Raw genomic sequence first — 16,840 nt, forward strand, 5'->3', positions numbered from 1 at the left:
CCGTGATGAGGCCGAAGGTGTCGACATCTACTCAACTGTCGTCCCGGACAAGCGCGCAACGCGCGCGCCGATCCGGGATCCATAACCCCAGGGAGATGTGCGAGGCACGATGGTCGACCATTCTCGCCCAGCCACATCCGCCGCGGCGTATGGATCCAGGGTCGGCGTCGGCCAACGCTCCGCGTTGTCGGACTTGCCCGGGACGACATCGAATGCTTGGCGCGTTTTGGACTTCATCACCAGCAATGTGAGTTTTGCAGCGCTGCTCCGATCCATGTATTCAGCAGCCGCGCAACACGGAGGAAATGCACATGACCAAGACCGCCACCGAGATCGAGGACGACCGTCAGATCCGCGAACTGTTGCAGAACTGGGCGATCTGGCGCGATGCCGGTGATTGGGAGCGTTTCCGCACGGTGTGGCATCCGGATGGGCGGATGATGGCGACGTGGACGCAGGGCACCGGTGACGAGTTCATCGAGATCAGCAAGGCGGCCTGGGCCAAGGGTGTCAACATCCTGCACTTTCTCGGCGGCATCTCGGTCGATCTCGCCGGCCATCGCGCGATCTCCCAGACCAAGATGACGATCTCACAGCGGGCCGAGGTCGAAGGCGTCGTGTGCGACGTGCTCTGCACCGGCCGCTTCTACGACTTCCTCGAGAAGCGCGCGGGCAAATGGGGCATCGTGCTGCGCCAGCCGATCTACGAGAAGGATCGCATGGACCCGGTGACGCCGGGCGCGGTGCCGGCGCTGGATCGCGCGCTGCTGGAGCAGTTTCCCGTGGGGTATCGGCATCTCGCCTATCTGCAGACGCGCATCGGCTACACGGTGAAGCGCGACATGCCCGGGCTGAAGGGGCCGGAGGTCGAAGCGCTCTATGCGTGCGGCGCCGCGTGGCTGCGGGGCGAGGGGCTGTGATCATCGGCCCCTGCGTCGCCGGTGCCGCGCTCCGAACGGAACAGCTCTCGCCGAGGGGGCTGATCCGGCGGATCTCTGGGGCCGTTACCGAGCGGGTGAGTCTTTTTCGGAGTGCCTAGCGGAATCAGCGCAAGTGCTTGAATCAGAAGGGATTGTCTGTCAGCCTTGTTCCTTGAAGCGGAACCGCCGTGCGGCTATTGTATACAGGATTGGCAGTTTTCCGCCGGGAGAAGGCGGAACTTGCGCCTCCTCCCCCGTTTGCTGTATACAATGACCAGCTAGAAGTATACCGCCACGAGGACACGCCATGGCCGCTTCTTTTCCGATGAATGCCTGGTACGCCGCGGCCTGGGACGCCGAGGTCAAGCAGGCCCTGCTGCCGCGGACGATCTGCGGCAAGCACGTCGTGATGTTCCGCAAGGCCGACGGCACCATCGCCGCGCTCGAAGATGCCTGCTGGCACCGGCTGGTGCCGCTGTCCAAGGGCCGGCTGGAAGGCGACACCGTCGTTTGCGGCTATCACGGCTTGAAATTCAGCCCGCAGGGCCGCTGCACCTTCATGCCGTCGCAGGAGACCATCAACCCCTCGGCCTGCGTACGGGCCTATCCGGCGGTCGAGCGGCATCGGTTCATCTGGCTGTGGATGGGCGATCCGGCGCTGGCCGATCCGGCTGCCATTCCCGACATGCACTGGAATCACGATCCGGCCTGGGCCGGCGATGGCAAGACCATCCACGTCAAATGCGACTACCGGCTGGTGGTCGACAATCTGATGGACCTCACGCACGAGACCTTCGTGCACGGCTCGTCGATCGGCAACGACGCGGTGGCGGAAGCGCCGTTCGACGTCACCCATGGCGAGCGCACCGCAACCGTGACGCGCTGGATGCGCGGTATCGAGCCGCCGCCGTTCTGGGCGAAGCAGCTCGGCAAGCCCGGTCTGGTGGACCGCTGGCAGATCATCCGCTTCGAAGCGCCGTGCACGGTGACGATCGACGTCGGCGTCGCACCGGCCGGCACGGGCGCGCCGGAGGGCGACCGCTCGCAGGGCGTCAACGGCATGGTGCTCAACACCATCACGCCAGAGACCGACAAGACCTGCCATTATTTCTGGGCGTTCGCCCGCAACTACCAGCTCTCCGAGCAGCGGCTGACGACGGAGATCCGCGAGGGCGTGTCGGGCATCTTCCGCGAAGACGAGCTGATCCTGGAAGCGCAGCAGCGCGCGATGGACGAGAATCCGGGACGCGTGTTCTACAATCTCAACATCGATGCAGGCGCAATGTGGGCACGGCGGATCATCGATCGGATGATCGCGCGCGAAACGCCGCTGCGTGAAGCCGCGGAGTAGAATGGAATGGCCGAGCGTGACAGCGAGCGTTCGATCTCGCAGACCGTACGTGCGCAGCTCACCTTGCGCGACCTGATCCTCACCGGCGGCTTGCGCCCCGGCGAGCGCATCTCCGAGCTGCAGGCGGTGGAGGCCGCCGGCGTCTCGCGCACGCCGGTGCGCATGGCGTTGGTGCGGCTCGAGGAGGAGGGGCTGCTGGAGGCCATTCCGTCCGGCGGCTTCATGGTGAAATCGTTCTCCGAGCGCGACGTGCTCGACTCCATCGAGGTGCGCGGCACGATGGAAGGACTGGCGGCGCGGCTCGCCGCCGAGCGCGGCGTGTCCGTGCGCGACACCGAGCCGATGCGCGAGTGCCTCGCCCAGATCGACGAGCTGATCGCGCCGGCCGAGCTCTCGTTCGACGCGTTCTCGGCTTATGTGGCGCTGAACGCGCGCTTTCATGCCCTGCTGGCCGAACTGTCGCGCAGCCCGCCGGTGATCCGCCAGGTCGACCGCGCCAGCGCGCTGCCGTTCGCCTCGCCGAGCGGCTTCGTGATGGCGCAATCGGCGCTGCCGGAGGCGCGTCACATCCTGGTGGTCGCGCAGGAGCATCACCGCATCGTCATCGATGCGATCGAGAACCGCGAGGGCGCCCGCGCCGAGAGCATCATGCGCGAGCATGCCCGGCTGGCGGCCCGCAACCTGCGGCTCGCCGTGAAGGCGCGTGGTCCGATGGACCTGGTGCCCGCGGCGGTGCTGATCAAGACGCAGATCAACGGCTGAGGAGGCGATCATGCGTTTCCAGGACAATTGGTCGCCTGCGACCCTGGTCTCGACACGCGACCTTGCGCCGGGCATCCGCGAATTCATCCTGCGGCCCGACGGCTACGTCTGCGCGCCCTATCCGGTCGGCAGCCACATCAAGGTCGGCGTCCTCGCCGCCGGCCAGCCCGATGTCCGCTCCTATTCGCTGGTCGGCGAGGCGGACCCGCGTGGCTACCGGATCGCCGTGCGCTTCGCCGAGGATTCCCGCGGCGGGTCGCGCTATCTGTGGTCGCTGCAGCCCGGCGCCCGGCTGGATGTGGCGAGCCCGACCTCGCTGCTGCAGGTCGATTGGCAGCGTCCGCATTATTGTCTGGTCGCCGGCGGCATCGGCATCACGCCGCTGGTCGGAGCAGCGCACGCGCTGCTGCGCAAGACGCCGAACGTCTCGCTGCACTATGCGGTGCGATCGCGCGGTGATGCGGCCTATGTCGATGAGCTCGCGGCGCTGCTCGGCGACCGTCTCACGGTGTATGCCGCGGACCAGTCGCAGCGGCTTGACCTGTCCGATCTTTTTTCGAGTCTGCCGTCCGGAGCAGCCGTGCTGTTCTGCGGACCGATGCGGATGCTGGATGCCGCGCGCAGCGCGTGGGCGGCGTGCGGCCGCGTGCCGGCCGATCTCAGCTATGAAACGTTCGGATCGAGCGGCCGGCTGTCGACCGAGCCGTTCAAGGTCCGGCTGCGCGACAGCGGCGAGGAGATCGTTGTGCCGCGCGACCGCTCGATGCTCGACGTGCTGAATGCCGCCGGCCACGAGGTCATGGCGGATTGCCGGCGCGGCGAGTGCGGCGTCTGCGCGGTCGACGTGGTCGAAGTCGAGGGCGAGATCGATCATCGCGACGTGTTCTTCAGCGCCGAGCAGAAGCACGACAGCCGCAAGCTCTGCGCCTGCGTTTCCCGCGCCCACGGCGTGGTCACGATCGACACGCTGGAACGGGCCGACGCGCTGTGAGTGCGCCGCCGGCTACTTGTCGGCGAGCAGGTTGACCGACATCGCCGACGGCGGCTTGCCTGAGGACTTCCGGCCGCTCTGCTGCGCTGCGACGGCGGCGCGTGCGGCCTTCAGACGTGCATCGGTCTCCTTGTCGGCCAACAGCGCGTCGGTGAGGTTCGCTTCGGCGGTGTACGCCGCCTCGGCCGCGGCCTTGGCCGCCGCGATGTTGGCTGCGGTGGGATTGGCCTTCGCCAGCGCCTCCGCCACGTCGCGGTCGGAAATGGCCTTCTCGTTGGCCGCCAGCGCGGCATCGAGATTGGCGTCGGCGACCGTCTCGGCAGCATCGGCAGCCGCCAACGTCGCCGCGGCGGGACTGAGCGGCGGCCGGGGGCGCAATGGTTTCGCTACCGCCTGCGGCTTGACGGCCTGAGCCTGGGGCGGGAGCGCGGGCCGAGAGGATGGTGGCAGTGCCGTTGGCTGCTGGATGGGAGGCGGCTGGAGCGATGGCATGGTCGGTACGAGCCCGATCGGCACCATCCGCGCAAACGAGCTGCGCGCGTCGCGCATCAGGCCGCCCATGATGTCGTCGAGCGGGTCGGCCATCGCGGTCCCGCTCGCCGCTGCGCCGGCAAGCATGCCGATCGCGGCGGCGACGTTCCTCGACGTGATGCAGACGGCCATCGGAGCCTCCCTCGCGACGAAATCGGGCCAGCCGACCTCCGGCGCTCACCGCCTGCCTTATTCCGGAAATGGGTTTGCAGGGTGGCGCCATCGTGGAGCGTTGCGCCCGACATGCGCCGCATCTGCCACATTGGGCTTTCAGGCGAGCTCCTCGCGCACCCGCGCCGCCGCCGCACACATCGCCTTCAATTTCCCGAAAGCGGTCGCACGCGGCAGATATTTCATGCCACAGTCCGGCGCCACGACCAGCCGCTCCGGCGCCACCACTTTGAGGCCGTTGCGGATGCGCTCGGCGACGACCGCGACCGGCTCGACCTCGGGATTGCCGAGATCGAGGACGCCGAGCACGATGGTCTTGGTCGAGAGATCTCCGAGAACGCCGAGGTCGAGCCGCGGCTGCGCCGCCTCGATAGCGATCTGCGCGGCGTGGCAATCGGCAAGCTCGGCCAGGAACGCATATCCGCTCGGCTTGCTGGAGCCCGGCACGATGGCGGCATAACCGAAGCAGACGTGAACGATGGTGGGCACCGTAATATGATCCAGAGCCCGGTTGATCGCCTTGACGGCATAGCGCCGCGCCGCCTGCGGATTGTTGCGGACCCAGGGCTCGTCGAGCTGGATGACGTCGGCGCCGGCGCGTTGCAGGTCGCGGGCCTCGGCATTGACGACCTCGGCGAAAGCCATCGCGAGCGCCTCGTCGTCGCCGTAGAAATCGTCCTGGGCCTGCTGGCTCAATGTGAACGGCCCGGGCAGGGTGATCTTGGCGGCACGCTTGGTGTTACGGCGGAGGAACTCCATGTCGCGCAGCTCGACCGGGTGCGTCCGCCGGATCGGACCGGCGACGCGCGGCACTGGCGTCTTGATCCCGGACGGCGAGATGATGATGGCGGGATTGTCGGCATCGACGCCGTCGAGCGCGGTCGCGAACCGGTTGGAGTAGCTTTCGCGCCGGATCTCGCCATCCGATACGATGTCGATCCCCGCCTGTTCCATGTCGTGGATCGCGACGATGGTCGCATCGTCCTGAGCGTCGTCGAGCAGCGGCCGGGGAATGCGCCACATGCCCTGCATGCGAATGCGGGGAACGGACTTCGAGAGCATTGCGCGATCAACCAGCCAATCCGGCTGCGGGTAGCTTCCGACCACGGTGGTCGGCAGGAGATGTCGAGGCATATTCACGCAGTGGCCCTCCCGCGGGTCCGACTCCAACCCCTGATATGGCGGCAGACGGTCATCTCGGCGCCAGAATACAACCTAGCGTTTTGTTCATCTTCGGATCGTCATGGAAATCGTTCGTATTTTCTGCAGTTTATCAGTTCATCATTCGTCACGAGGCGGCATCACCGATGCAACACATCCTGATCCTCAACTCCGGCTCATCCTCGATCAAGTTCGCCTTGTTCGAGGAAGATGCCGACCTTGTGGAGACCGTGCATGGCCAGATCGAAGGGCTTGGCAGTGCCGCGCCGCATCTCGAAGCGAAGCTGAGGGGCGCTCCGCTGGCCGATGAACGCCTCGATGCAGCGAGCGCCACCGATCACGAGGCAGCTCTCGGCGTCGTGCTCGAGGTACTGCAGCGCGCCATCGGGCGCACCGAAGTCAACGCCGTCGGTCATCGCGTCGTCCATGGCGGGCTCGCTTTCACGCAGCCGATCGTCGTCAATGACGATGTTCTGAATGATCTGCAGAAGCTCATTCCGCTGGCGCCGTTGCACCAGCCTCACAATCTCTCCGGTATCCGCGCCGCCCGTCGCGCCTTTCCTAGCGCCGTGCAGGTCGCATGTTTCGACACGGCGTTCCATCGTTCGCACCCCTGGGTCAATGATACCTATGCCTTGCCGCGTGAGTTCTACGACCAAGGCATCCGCCGCTACGGCTTTCACGGCCTATCCTATGAATACGTCGTTTCGCGATTGAAGGAGATCGCTCCGCTCGACGAGAAGGGCCGGGTGGTCGTGATGCATCTCGGCAACGGTGCCTCGATGTGTGCGATCCGGGATGGGCAGAGCATCGGTTCGTCGATGGGCTTCACGGCACTCGACGGCCTGCCGATGGGCACGCGCTGCGGTCAGCTCGACCCTGGCGTCGTTCTCTATCTGCTTCAGGAGAAGCGCATGACGGCTGAAGCGGTCACCGATCTCCTCTACAATCATTCGGGCCTGAAGGGATTGTCGGGATTGTCGCAGGACATGCGCGAATTGGAGGCCGCCGGCACGCCGGAGGCGCGGCAGGCGATCGACTACTTCGTCGACCGCATCAGGCGCGAGCTCGGCGCCATGACCGCCGTCCTCTCGGGCATCGACGCGGTCGTGTTCTGCGGCGGTATCGGCGAGCACGCATGGCACATTCGCCAGCGCGTCTGCCAAGGCTTCGAATGGCTCGGGATCGCGCTGGACGAGGACCGCAATCGTGCGAACCATTCCTTGATATCTTCGGATCGATCGCGGGTGCGCGTGCGCGTGGTCCACACCAATGAGGAAATGATGATCGCGCGGCACGCCGCGCGCCTGCTGAGGCCGCAATGACTGAGATGGCCGACCAGACCTGCTGATTTGCCGCTTGCATGTCCTTGCTTTTTGGTATCATCGAGAATGAAAGAACAACAAGGCTGGTGGGGAAGCGATGGAAGGCAGCGTGGTGTTGCGTGAGGCGGACAGTGAGTTCGACTACGTCGTGGTCGGTGCCGGCTCGGCCGGCTGCGTTCTCGCCAACAGGCTCAGCAGCGACGGCAAGCACACGGTGCTGCTGCTCGAGGCGGGTCCAAAGGACACCAACATCTGGATCCACGTCCCGCTCGGCTACGGCAAGCTGTTCAAGGAAAAGACCGTCAACTGGATGTACCAGACCGAGCCGGAGCCCGGACTCGACGGCCGCTCCGTGTTCCAGCCGCGCGGCAAGGTGCTCGGTGGCTCCAGCTCGATCAACGGCCTGCTCTACGTGCGCGGCCAGCACGAGGATTACGACCGCTGGCGCCAGCGCGGCAATGTCGGCTGGGGCTATGACGACGTGCTGCCCTATTTCAAGCGGGCGGAAAATCAGTCCCGCGGCGCCGACGTCTACCACGGCGTCGACGGCCCGCTGCCGGTGTCCGACTGGCGGCACGAGGACCCGTTGTCTGAAGCCTTCGTGAAAGCGGCGGTCGAGGCCGGGTTGCCCTTCAATGGTGACTTCAATGGTGCGAGCCAGGAGGGGGCGGGGTTCTTCCAGACGACGACCCGTCGCGGCCGCCGCGCCAGCAGCGCGGCCTCCTACCTGCGGCCGGCGCTCGGCCGCAGCAACCTCCACGTCGAGACCGACGCGCTAGCCCAGCGGATTTTGTTCGAGGGGCGCCGGGCCCGCGGCGTCACGTTCAGCCAGCGCGGCCGAATGCGGACGGCCCGCGCTCGCAAGGAGATTCTGGTGTCGAGCGGCGCCTACAACTCGCCGCAACTGCTGCAGCTGTCCGGGGTCGGTCCGGCCGAGCTGTTGAAGCAGCACGGCCTCGACGTGGTCCTCGATGCGCCCGGTGTCGGAAGTGACCTGCAGGACCATCTGCAGGTGCGCATCGTGATGCGCTGCAGCCAGCGCATCACACTGAACGACATCGTCAACAATCCGGTGCGCAAGGTGCTGGCTGGCGTACGCTATGCGGCCTTCCGCAACGGTCCGCTGACGATCGCTGCGGGTACGGCCGGCGCGTTCTTCAAGACCGATCCGCGGCTTGCGAGCCCTGACATCCAGATCCACTTCATCCCGTTCTCGACCGACAAGATGGGCGAAAAGCTGCACACCTTCTCCGGCTTCACCGTCTCGGTCTGCCAGCTCAGGCCCGAAAGCCGCGGTTCGCTGCGGATCAGGAGCGCGGATCCAACGGTGCCGCCGGAAATCCGCATCAATTATCTCGCCAGTGAAACCGACCGGCGGGCCAACATCGAGGGCCTCCGGATCCTGCGGAAAATCCTGGCGGCACCGGCGCTGAAGCCGTATGTCTCGGATGAAGCCTATCCCGGGTCCAAGATCGTGAGCGATGACGACATCCTGGCCTATTGCCGGCAGACCGGCAGCACGATCTACCATCCGACCTCGACCTGCCGGATGGGGACCGATGCTGCCGCCGTGGTCGATCAACGCCTGCGGGTGCGCGGCGTCGACGGCCTGCGCGTGGTCGATGCCTCGATCATGCCGGATCTGGTTTCGGGCAACACCAACGCGCCGGTCATCATGATCGCGGAGAAGGCCTCCGACATGATCTTGCAGGACGCGCGCTGACGCAGGAATGAGTTCGTGACACGTTTCCGGATCGGCACCCGCAAGAGCACGATGGCCTTGGCGCAGACGGAGGAGATCGCCCGTCGGCTGCAGGCGGCGATTCCGTCGCTCGACATCGAGATCGTCAAGTTCGAGACGACGGGCGATTCCGACCAGACCAGCAAGCTGCTCACCCACGGCGGCAAGGGTGGCGCGTTCGTGGCCGAGATCCGCCGTGCCATGCTGGACGGCCGGCTGCATGCAGCGATGCACTCGCTGAAGGACATGCCGGGCAATGAGGAGACGCCCGGTCTGGTGGTTGCCGCGCTGCTGTCGCGCGATCCGCCGGGCGACGTGCTGGTGCTGCGGCGCGGGCTGTCGCTGGACCAATTCCGCAACGATGGCGGCCGGGGCTTCAAGATCGGCACCAATGCCGTGCGCCGGGCCGCCTATGCGCGGCGGCTGTTTCCGCACGCCGAGCTGATCCATTTCCGCGGCGCGGCCGACACCCGCATCCGCAAGCTCGACAATGGCGAGCTGCAGCGGCTGCCGGATGGCGGCGCCGTGGGACCGGCCGATGCGCTGATCATGGCGCGCTCCGGGCTGGAGCGGGTCGGTCTTTCTGATCGCGCCTCGTACGACTTCCCGGTCGCCGACATGCTGCCGGCGGTCGGGCAGGGCATCGTCGCCGTCGAGTGCCCTGCCTCCGATTGGGAGACGCGGCGCATCCTGGCGACGATCGACGATGCAGCGGCGCGGACCTGCGCCGACGCCGAGCGCGAGGTGCTGTGGGTGCTCAACGGCCACTGCAACTCGCCGATCGCAGGATTTTCGACCATCGACGGCGGACAGCTGACGCTGACCGCCTCGGTGCTCGACGAGGACGGCGGCCGCTTCATTGAAGCACAGCGCTCGGCGCCGGCGGATCGCCCGCGCGAGCTCGGCCGGGCGGTCGGGCTCGAGCTGCTCGCCAACGGCGCGGCCGAGCTGATCGAGCGCAGCCGGCCGCGCTAGCAAGTCATCCCTTGTAGGCGCGCACCCGCGCCAGCATCTGCTCCACATGGGCGATCGGCGTCTCCGGCAGGATGCCGTGGCCGAGGTTGAAGATGTGCCGTCCACCGGAATAGCTCGCCAGCACGTCATCGACCGCCTGGTCGAGCGCCGCGCCCCCAGTGAGCAGCGCCAGCGGATCGAGATTGCCCTGCACCGCGACCTTGCTCTGCACCCGCTCGCGCACGAGGCCCGGCTCCGCCGTCCAGTCGATGCTGACGGCATCGATTCCGGTCTCGGCGACGTAGCCCGGCAGCAATGCACCGGCGCCGCGCGGAAAGCCGATGATCTTCGCATCCGGCCGCGCCTTGCGCACGCCCTCGACGATGCGTCGCGTCGGCGCGACGGACCAGCGCGCGAACTCGCGCGGCGACAGCACCCCGGCCCAGGTGTCGAAGATCTGCAGCGCGTCGGCTCCGGCCTCCAGCTGCTTCAAGAGATAGCCGATCGAGCTGTCGACCAGCGCGTCGATGATCGTGCCGAACGCCTCGGGATGGCGATAGGCCAGCAGCCGCGCCGGTGCTTGGTCGGGCGTGCCTTGGCCCGCGACCATGTAGGTCGCGACCGTCCACGGGGCGCCGCAAAAGCCGATCAGGGCGGTGCTCGGTGGCAGCTCGGCCCGCACCCGGCGCAGCGCCTCGAACACCGCTTGCAGCTTCGACAAATCTGCCTTCGCCGACAGCGTCGCGATCTTGTCCGGCGCATCGAGCGGGTCGAGCCGCGGGCCCTCGCCGACCTCGAAGCGGACGCCGCGGCCGAGCGCATGCGGGATCACCAGAATGTCGGAAAAGATGATCGCCGCATCGAAGCCGAAGCGCCGGATCGGCTGCAGCGTCACTTCAGCCGCGAGCTCGGGATTGAAGCAGAGGTCGAGAAAGCCGCCGGCCTTGGCGCGGACCTCGCGGTACTCCGGCAAATAGCGGCCGGCCTGCCGCATCATCCACACCGGAGGCAGGCTCTGGCGCCGACCGGCCAGCACGTCGATGAAAGGCTTGTTCACGGCAGTCTCACTCACGCTCGGGCTCCGCAACCTTCGGGAACAGTTTACCGTCCGTGATACATGCCCACGCGGTTCCGGCCAAGGTCATATCGGCTCGGGAGTCGCCGGAGATGCGATCGTCCCCACAGTTGCGGGACGTCACATCGAGGGGAACACGTCCGTCGCCCCTGCGTTGTCGTTCCACAGGGAGATCGATCATGGCTGAGAAATTCAATCCCGCGCCGCACGACAAGCACGCGGTTGATCCGCGCGAAGCTGCGCGTCTCGACCGTGCGACTGCAACGCAGCTCGACAAGGGACTGATGGACACGTTTCCGGCATCGGATCCGGTGAGCCTGCAGCAGCCCTCGACGACCCGCGTGAAGGGCGATGACGTTGACCTGGACCATTCGCCATCGCTTTGGGAAAAGGTGCGATCGGTGTTCGTTCGCTGAACTAACAGGCTAAACGCCCGCCTCGAGCGTGGCGCCGCCGTTGTTTGTCCGTAGTAGTACGGGAGCGGCCGTAGTCTTACGGGTCGGTGCGGACGCCCTCGGACCAATCGCATTTCAGAGTTAAATAAGATGTCCATGGGACTCTCGCGGCGTCCGGAGAGTCCCGCGGAATGGACATTGGTGCGACCAGAGTTGATCGAAGCCGCCTGCCAATGTGGGCGGCTGGCGTGCTTGCGCTCGTGTCGGTCACGATTCTCGCTTACAGCGTATGGGGCGAATGGACTTCCCGACAGGCGGAGGTACGCAATGCCGAAACCGATCTCGGCAACCTCGCTCACTCGCTCACCCAGCACGTTGAGGATACCTTCGAGCTTGCGGATTCGCTGTTGCGCGGCGTCGTCGCCGCGCTCGAGACCGATGACGGCAAGCCCGGTGCGATCGCCCGACTGCAGACGATTCTGAAGACGAGGAAGGCCAATCTCGGCCGCATCCGGGGCATCTTCGCCTATGGCGAAAACGGCGACTGGCTTGCCACCACCGAGGACGTCACGCTCACCAACTACAACAATGCCGATCGCGACTACTTCGCACACCACAGGATTTCGGCCGATCGCTCGCTGCTGATCGGTCGTCCGGTGCAGAGCAGGGCCGGCGGTCAATGGGTCATCACCCTGTCGCGGCGCTGGAATCACGCGGATGGCCGGTTCGGCGGCGTCGTGCTGGCAACCATCGACGTTGCCTATTTTGCTCAGTTCTACCGTCAGTTTGCCGTCGGTCGTCAGGGCACGATCAGCCTGATGAGCCGTGACGGAGCCGTCCTCGCCGACAATGCGGAGCCGGACCCGCAGACGCTTGGGCGCCCCATACCTGAAGCGATACCCTATCATCCGGCGTCGGGGCCGTTGCATTTCCGGCGGCTCGGCGAACCGTCCGAACGCATCGGGTTCTATCAGCACGCGCAGCGCTATCCGTTCCTCATTCTCGTGACGCGCACCGAGGCGGAGGTCCTGGCGGAATGGACGCGTGACGCGCTGGTCCGGCTGACGGTGCTGGTCTGTCTGGTTGCGCTGGTCATCGCGATCGGCATCTTCCTCGCGAAGCAGTTGCTGCAGCGGCAGCAGCTCGCCGCGGCGCTGGCGGCAAAGGAGGAGAACTTCAGGTTGCTCGCCGAAGGCTCCAGCGACATCGTGACGCGGATCGAGCTGGACGACTGCATCGGCTACGTTTCGCCGTCGACCATGCGCGTGCTGGGCTGGCACCCGTCGCAGCTCCTGGGCAAGCGCGCGCTGTCCGGTGTGCATCCGCTCGATCGCCCGCAACTGCAGGAGATCCTCGATCAGCTCAGGAGGGGCGCCGTCGACGAGGCGCGCGCCACCTATCGCATGCGTCGCCGCGACAAATCTGAGATCTGGGTCGAGACCACGATCCGCGCCACCCGTCAGCCGGATGGCGCGCTCGACGGCTTCGTCGCCGTCACCCGCGACGTGACGCAGCAGAAGACGCTGCAGGGCCGGCTCGAGACGCTGGCCATCGAGGACGGCCTCACCGGGCTCGCCAACCGCCGCCGGTTCGACGAGCGGCTGCTGGAGGAGTGGGGCAGGGCCTACCGCGACAAGACTTCGCTGGCGCTGCTGATGATCGACATCGACCACTTCAAGGCCTTCAACGACGCCTATGGCCACCCGGCCGGCGACGAATGCCTGCACACCGTGGCCGGCATTCTGGCCGACGAGGCGCAGCGCAGCTCGGATCTGGCGGCCCGCTACGGCGGCGAGGAGTTCGCCGTCCTGCTGCCGAACACCGATGCCGGGGGCTGCGCCAGGCTCGGCGAGCGGATCAGGCGGGCACTGCACGAGGCCCGCATCGTCCACGATCACAACCCGGTGGGCATCGTCACCGCGAGCATCGGCGGCGCGGTGTGCCGGCCGGGCTTCGAGCGCTCCGCCGGCCCGGCCTCGCTGATCGAGGCGGCCGACCGCGCGCTCTATGCCGCCAAGGACGCCGGCCGCGACCGCCTGATCATGGCCGGCGAGGTGATCGATCTGCCCGCCGGCAAGGCGCCGGCGACCGTCCCGGCCTGAGATCGCCGCCCGCTCAGTAGTGCGGCGGAGGCTCATTGCGCGGCCCCTCGGCGTTGCCTTGCGCGTCCTCGAGCCGCTCGACCAGCAGGGCGATCCGCCGTTTCAGCGCGTCGATCTCGCGCCACTGCGCAGTGATGGTCTGGTTCAGCGTCTCGATCGTGTCGTCCTGGAAGGTGAGGCGCATCTCCAGCGTGTCGATCCGCTCGCCGAGCTCCGCGTTGGATGGCTCAGAACTGCTCATCGCGTGCGCCCTCCGGAACGGCCTTGATGGTGGCCTTGCTGTGCTCCCGCAGCCCGTGACCGAGCGCCACCCGGTCGTCGAACACGAAACAGCCGCCGCGCCAGCGGCTCTCGGATTCCGGGATCTCCTCGAGATACTTCAGGATGCCCCCCTTGAGGTGGTAGACCTCGGAAAAGCCGCGCGCCAGCAGCAGCGCGCTCGCCTTCTCGCAGCGGATGCCGCCGGTGCAGAACATCGCGATCCGCTTGTGCCTGGCAGGATCGAGTGCGCGTTCTGCAAAATCCTTGAACTGCCCGAAGCTCTGCAGGCCTGGATCGACCGCGCCTTCGAACGTCCCCATCGCCACCTCGAACGCATTCCGGGTGTCGAGCACGACGGTATCCGGCGCGGCGATCAGCGCGTTCCAATCGGCGGGATTGACATAGGTCCCGACCTGCCGGGTCGGATCGGCGGCGGGATCGCCGAGCGTCACGATCTCCCGCTTCAGCCGCACCTTGAGGCGCCGGAACGGCATGGCCGTGGCGCGCGAGTATTTCAGCTCCAGATTGTCCAGCCGGCCGGCGAACAGCGTTCCGTCGCGAAACGCGCCTACCAGGGCGGCAATTGCCGGCCCGGTCCCGGCCACGGTGCCGTTGATGCCCTCCTCGGCCAGCAGGACGCTGCCCCTGATGCCGCGCTCGGCGCAAAAGGCGTGGAGCGGCGCGCGCAGGTCGCGAAAATCCGGCAGGGCGACGAACTGATAGAAGGCGGCGACGGCGAGGGGCATGCGGCCGTTTACCAGCAGAGCTGACCATAGAAAAGCTGGTATCCCCGGGCATTGCCGAGCCTGGAAGGAATGTGCGATGTAGCCGGCCAGCACTGGTATTCCAACCACCACACGATCACGCAGCGAGCAACGATGAGAAGCTTCCACTTCCCAGGCAGGTCGACGGTCCACGCCCAGAACGGAATGATCGCGACATCGCACCCGCAGGCGGCGCTGGCCGGGATCGAGGTGCTGCGGGCCGGGGGCACCGCGGCCGACGCCGCGGTGGCAGCCTGCGCCCTGCTCGGCGTGATCGAGCCGCAATCGACCGGCATCGGCGGCGACTGCTTCGCCTTGGTACAGCCCAGGGGCGAAAGCCGGATCATGGCCTATAACGGCTCGGGTCGGGCGCCCGCCGCCGCGACTGTGGACTGGTACCTCGAGCGCAAGATCCATTCGGTCCCCCTGACCTCGGCCCATGCGGTGTCCGTCCCCGGCGCGATCGATGCCTGGGACCGCATCCTGCGCGACCACGGCCGGCTCGGGCTCGACCGGCTGCTGCAGCCCGCGATCCGCGCCGCGGAGGACGGCTATGTGGTGGCGCCGCGTGTCGCGTTCGACTGGAACAACCAGTTCGAGAAGCTCAAGAACGGCACCAACACCGCGCGCTACTTTCTGCCGCATGGCAAGGCGGCAGCGGTCGGTGACGTGATCCGCCAGCCGGAGCTGGCGCAGACCCTGCGCGTCATCGCCAAGGAGGGGGCGAAGGGCTTCTACACCGGCGCCGTCGCCGAGGACATGGTGCAGACCCTGCGCGGCATCGGCGGCCTGCACACCTTGGAGGATTTCGCCAACCACCAGACCGAGGTGACCTCGCCGATCGGCACCACCTACAAGGATTACGACGTCTGGCAGTGCCCGCCCAACGGTCCGGGCATCACCATGCTGGTGATGCTCAACATCCTCTCGCGCTTCGACCTCACGCGCATCGATCCGCTCAGCGTCGAGCGCTTCCACCTCGAGGCCGAGGCCGCCCGTATCGCCTACATGATGCGCGAGCAGCACATCGGCGATCCCGCGCACATGACGACCGAGGTCGCGAGCATCCTCGCCAAGGAGTTCGCCGACGAGTACATCTCGCAGATCAGCCTCGACAAGCTGCTCGACCTGCCGAACGTCGCGCCGCCGATGAATCCGGAGACCGTCTACATCACGGTCGTCGACCGCGACCGCAACGTCTGCTCCTTCATCAACTCGATCGCGCATTCGTTCGGCTCGGCGATCGTCTCCAACGAGACCGGCGTGCTTCTGCAGAACCGCGCCGGCGGCTTCCGCATCCAGCCGGGCCATCCGAACTGCATCGGCCCGGGCAAGCGTCCGCTGCACACGATCATTCCGGCGCTCGCCACCAAGGCGGGCCGCGCCCAGATGTCGTTCGGCGTCATGGGCGGCCAGTATCAGCCGGTCGGCCAGACCCACGTTCTGACCAACATCCTCGACTACGGCTGCGACGTGCAGGAAGCGATCGATATGGCCAGGGGTCTGCATTACGAGGGCGTCTATCAGCTCGAGGACGGCGTGCCGGCCGAGGTGGTCGAGGGCTTGCAGAAGATCGGCCACAAGACCACCAAGGTGGTGTCGCCGCTCGGCGGCGGTCAGGCGATCTGGATCGACTGGGACAAGGGCACGCTCACCGGCGGCTCCGACCCGCGCAAGGACGGCTGCGCGCTGGGGTATTGAGGCGGCGCCATTCGTCATCGCGAGCGCAGCGACGCGATCCAGAGCCGTGGCTGTCACTCTGGATTGCTTCGTCGCTTCGCTCCTCGCAATGACGATGGTGGCTACGCAAGCTGCATCCACACACACCACTGTCGTCCCGGCCTTGCGCCGGGACCCATGACCCCAGGCAGTGGTTTGAGGCAGGCCAGCCGTTAGTTCTTCGCACGTCACGTCCGCCGCGGCGTATGGGTCCGGATCGGCGCCGCGACACGCGGCGCGCGTCACGGCTTGTCCGGGACGACGGCGGTGGACGGGGGCGGATACACGGCTCAAACAACGATCGACACATGGTCTCGTTCTCGCGGCACGGACGCCCGAGGTCTGCGATCAGTTCGTCCCTCTCGAAAGGCAGAGGGCGCAGGGAATGCCGGGTGAAGGCCTCACCCATGGCCCGCCTGCGAAAAAATGCAGGCGGCAGGTACCACAGGCAAAGCCGATTCAACCGGTGGATTCAATTGGTCGTCGCAACACTCGATGAGGAGGTTGCGATGGGCATTCGAAAGAAACGGTCAACGCGGAGCAAGCTGGGATCATTGGGGCGCCCACCAGTTGCGGGGCGTGCGGAACAGCAGAAATTTTGGCGTGGGATTGCCGCT

Annotated in this window: 15 protein-coding genes; 10 read left to right on the forward strand and 5 right to left on the reverse strand. The window is 66.6% G+C overall.

The window, feature by feature from the left end; genetic code table 11:
• Positions 1–311: 311 nt before the first annotated feature.
• From QW863_RS33960 to QW863_RS33975, 4 genes are all read left to right on the forward strand, one after another.
• On the forward strand, positions 312–920 hold the full coding sequence (locus QW863_RS33960) for a nuclear transport factor 2 family protein (protein ID WP_315718238.1): 609 nt from the start codon (positions 312–314) through the stop codon (positions 918–920).
• Positions 921–1,227: 307 nt separating this feature from the next.
• The gene (locus QW863_RS33965) at positions 1,228–2,271 is read left to right on the forward strand and encodes an aromatic ring-hydroxylating dioxygenase subunit alpha (RefSeq protein WP_315718240.1); all 1,044 of its coding nucleotides are present in this window, start codon (positions 1,228–1,230) and stop codon (positions 2,269–2,271) included.
• A gap of 6 nt (positions 2,272–2,277) precedes the next feature.
• A complete protein-coding gene (locus QW863_RS33970; protein WP_315718241.1) occupies positions 2,278–3,033 on the forward strand; it encodes a GntR family transcriptional regulator in 756 nt (251 codons plus the stop codon).
• A 10-nt stretch (positions 3,034–3,043) separates the two neighbouring features.
• Positions 3,044–4,024, forward strand: a complete 981-nt coding sequence (locus tag QW863_RS33975) for a PDR/VanB family oxidoreductase (RefSeq protein WP_315718243.1) — start codon at positions 3,044–3,046, stop codon at positions 4,022–4,024.
• A 12-nt stretch (positions 4,025–4,036) separates the two neighbouring features.
• On the opposite strand, the gene QW863_RS33980 is transcribed toward QW863_RS33975, so the two are convergent.
• Positions 4,037–4,687: a hypothetical protein gene (locus tag QW863_RS33980; RefSeq protein WP_315718244.1), complete on the reverse strand. Its 651-nt coding sequence runs from the start codon at positions 4,685–4,687 to the stop codon at positions 4,037–4,039.
• A 138-nt stretch (positions 4,688–4,825) separates the two neighbouring features.
• Positions 4,826–5,860, reverse strand: coding sequence for a cobalamin-independent methionine synthase II family protein (locus QW863_RS33985; protein WP_315718259.1), 1,035 nt, complete (start codon positions 5,858–5,860; stop codon positions 4,826–4,828).
• Between the two features lie 173 nt (positions 5,861–6,033).
• Here QW863_RS33985 and QW863_RS33990 point away from each other — a divergent pair, with 173 nt between their 5' ends.
• From QW863_RS33990 to hemC, 3 genes are all read left to right on the forward strand, one after another.
• Positions 6,034–7,212: an acetate/propionate family kinase gene (locus QW863_RS33990; protein WP_315718246.1), complete on the forward strand. Its 1,179-nt coding sequence runs from the start codon at positions 6,034–6,036 to the stop codon at positions 7,210–7,212.
• 97 nt (positions 7,213–7,309) lie between these two features.
• Positions 7,310–8,935 (forward strand): choline dehydrogenase, encoded by a 1,626-nt coding sequence (locus QW863_RS33995; RefSeq protein ID WP_315769937.1) that lies wholly within the window; start codon positions 7,310–7,312, stop codon positions 8,933–8,935.
• A gap of 15 nt (positions 8,936–8,950) precedes the next feature.
• Positions 8,951–9,928, forward strand: a complete 978-nt coding sequence (hemC, locus tag QW863_RS34000; RefSeq protein ID WP_315718248.1) for a hydroxymethylbilane synthase — start codon at positions 8,951–8,953, stop codon at positions 9,926–9,928.
• Positions 9,929–9,932: 4 nt separating this feature from the next.
• On the opposite strand, the gene hemE is transcribed toward hemC, so the two are convergent.
• Complete coding sequence (hemE, locus tag QW863_RS34005; protein WP_409977991.1) at positions 9,933–10,964, reverse strand: uroporphyrinogen decarboxylase; 1,032 nt, start codon at positions 10,962–10,964, stop codon at positions 9,933–9,935.
• Between the two features lie 197 nt (positions 10,965–11,161).
• Here hemE and QW863_RS34010 point away from each other — a divergent pair, with 197 nt between their 5' ends.
• Together QW863_RS34010 and QW863_RS34015 are read left to right on the forward strand one after the other, a co-directional pair.
• Positions 11,162–11,398, forward strand: a complete 237-nt coding sequence (locus QW863_RS34010; RefSeq protein ID WP_315718250.1) for a hypothetical protein — start codon at positions 11,162–11,164, stop codon at positions 11,396–11,398.
• A gap of 170 nt (positions 11,399–11,568) precedes the next feature.
• Positions 11,569–13,479: a diguanylate cyclase gene (locus QW863_RS34015; protein ID WP_315718251.1), complete on the forward strand. Its 1,911-nt coding sequence runs from the start codon at positions 11,569–11,571 to the stop codon at positions 13,477–13,479.
• Positions 13,480–13,492: 13 nt separating this feature from the next.
• On the opposite strand, the gene QW863_RS34020 is transcribed toward QW863_RS34015, so the two are convergent.
• Together QW863_RS34020 and QW863_RS34025 are read right to left on the reverse strand one after the other, a co-directional pair.
• Entirely contained in the window at positions 13,493–13,720 is a 228-nt protein-coding gene (locus QW863_RS34020) for a SlyX family protein (RefSeq protein ID WP_315718252.1), read from the reverse strand.
• Complete coding sequence (locus QW863_RS34025) at positions 13,707–14,486, reverse strand: rhodanese-related sulfurtransferase (protein WP_315718253.1); 780 nt, start codon at positions 14,484–14,486, stop codon at positions 13,707–13,709. The genes QW863_RS34020 and QW863_RS34025 overlap by 14 nt, the downstream gene beginning before the upstream one ends.
• Before the next feature lie 132 nt (positions 14,487–14,618).
• Here QW863_RS34025 and ggt point away from each other — a divergent pair, with 132 nt between their 5' ends.
• Complete coding sequence (ggt, locus tag QW863_RS34030; protein WP_315718254.1) at positions 14,619–16,205, forward strand: gamma-glutamyltransferase; 1,587 nt, start codon at positions 14,619–14,621, stop codon at positions 16,203–16,205.
• Positions 16,206–16,840 lie beyond the last annotated feature (635 nt).

The sequence above is a fragment of the Bradyrhizobium sp. SZCCHNR1017 genome, assembly GCF_032381375.1.
GTDB lineage: Bacteria > Pseudomonadota > Alphaproteobacteria > Rhizobiales > Xanthobacteraceae > Bradyrhizobium.

Bases quoted from the DNA above. Each gene is read 5' to 3' on its own strand.
- QW863_RS33960 (WP_315718238.1), top strand. From the start codon at position 312: ATGACCAAGACCGCCACCGAGATCGAGGACGACCGTCAGATCCGCGAA.
- QW863_RS33965 (WP_315718240.1), top strand. From the start codon at position 1,228: ATGGCCGCTTCTTTTCCGATGAATGCCTGGTACGCCGCGGCCTGGGAC.
- QW863_RS33970 (WP_315718241.1), top strand. From the start codon at position 2,278: ATGGCCGAGCGTGACAGCGAGCGTTCGATCTCGCAGACCGTACGTGCG.
- QW863_RS33975 (WP_315718243.1), top strand. From the start codon at position 3,044: ATGCGTTTCCAGGACAATTGGTCGCCTGCGACCCTGGTCTCGACACGC.
- QW863_RS33980 (WP_315718244.1), bottom strand. From the start codon at position 4,687: ATGGCCGTCTGCATCACGTCGAGGAACGTCGCCGCCGCGATCGGCATG.
- QW863_RS33985 (WP_315718259.1), bottom strand. From the start codon at position 5,860: ATGCCTCGACATCTCCTGCCGACCACCGTGGTCGGAAGCTACCCGCAG.
- QW863_RS33990 (WP_315718246.1), top strand. From the start codon at position 6,034: ATGCAACACATCCTGATCCTCAACTCCGGCTCATCCTCGATCAAGTTC.
- QW863_RS33995 (WP_315769937.1), top strand. From the start codon at position 7,310: ATGGAAGGCAGCGTGGTGTTGCGTGAGGCGGACAGTGAGTTCGACTAC.
- QW863_RS34010 (WP_315718250.1), top strand. From the start codon at position 11,162: ATGGCTGAGAAATTCAATCCCGCGCCGCACGACAAGCACGCGGTTGAT.
- QW863_RS34015 (WP_315718251.1), top strand. From the start codon at position 11,569: ATGGACATTGGTGCGACCAGAGTTGATCGAAGCCGCCTGCCAATGTGG.
- QW863_RS34020 (WP_315718252.1), bottom strand. From the start codon at position 13,720: ATGAGCAGTTCTGAGCCATCCAACGCGGAGCTCGGCGAGCGGATCGAC.
- QW863_RS34025 (WP_315718253.1), bottom strand. From the start codon at position 14,486: ATGCCCCTCGCCGTCGCCGCCTTCTATCAGTTCGTCGCCCTGCCGGAT.
- ggt (WP_315718254.1), top strand. From the start codon at position 14,619: ATGAGAAGCTTCCACTTCCCAGGCAGGTCGACGGTCCACGCCCAGAAC.